This is a genomic window from Corallococcus sp. CA041A (assembly GCF_003612075.1).
GTDB classification, from domain to species: domain Bacteria; phylum Myxococcota; class Myxococcia; order Myxococcales; family Myxococcaceae; genus Corallococcus; species Corallococcus exiguus.
Genome location: NZ_RAWF01000729.1, coordinates 1 through 405, shown reverse-complemented (window position 1 = coordinate 405; position 405 = coordinate 1). Strand labels below are relative to the sequence as shown.

General features: G+C 62.7%; 1 protein-coding gene. It reads right to left on the bottom strand.

Annotation, left to right across the window (positions count from 1 at the left end):
- Nucleotides 1–89: 89 nt before the first annotated feature.
- Nucleotides 90–377: a cytochrome o ubiquinol oxidase subunit IV gene (gene cyoD / locus D7V77_RS42850; RefSeq protein WP_120581790.1), complete on the bottom strand. Its 288-nt coding sequence runs from the start codon at nt 375–377 to the stop codon at nt 90–92.
- Between the last annotated feature and the right edge of the window lie 28 nt (nt 378–405).

Genomic DNA, 405 nt, shown 5'->3' with positions numbered 1-405 from the left:
GCACGGCAAGCCCAGGGCTCAAGGCCGCTCGAGCAAAAGAAAAGGCGCCCACCAGGGGCGCCCTTCCGATGCAGCGGCAGGCTGGCTCGTTACATCGTCATCATGTTGGCGTTCATGTTATGCATGACCCACAGCGAGCCGACAACGACGATCGCCAGGATCAGCAGCGTGAACAGGAAGGCCATCACGTTCCAGCGCTGGGCAGACGAGCCATCCAGGTGCAGGAAATAGATCAGGTGCACGACGATCTGCACGACCGCCAGAGCCATCACCGTCACCAGCACCGTCTGGTGCGAGTAGCCGCCGTCCATCACCATCTTGAACGGGATGGCCGTCAGGATCACCGCCAGCACGAAGCCGATCAGGTAGCCCTTCACGGTGGCATGGCCGGCGCCACCGGCTGCA